Raw genomic sequence first — 206 nt, forward strand, 5'->3', positions numbered from 1 at the left:
AGGCCGGTCGACGTGGACGTCGACAGCGAGGCCACCGTGCTATCGGTCGTGCTCAGGCCCGTCGACAGCGAGTTGATACCCGTCGAGGTCGACGTGGACAGCGAGCTGATCGAGCTCGTAGCCGACGAGAGGCCGGTCGACGTGGACGTCGACAGCGAGGCCACCGTGCTATCGGTCGTGCTCAGGCCCGTCGACAGCGAGTTGAT

1 protein-coding gene is annotated in these 206 nt (G+C 66.0%); it reads left to right on the plus strand.

What is annotated here, in order from left to right; all coding sequences use genetic code 11:
- The coding region (locus DIE06_RS38645) for a hypothetical protein (RefSeq protein WP_221624098.1) at positions 1-206 on the plus strand (206 nt) is incomplete at both ends.

Origin of the sequence: Burkholderia sp. Bp8998, assembly GCF_003854235.1 — a bacterium.
GTDB lineage: Bacteria > Pseudomonadota > Gammaproteobacteria > Burkholderiales > Burkholderiaceae > Burkholderia.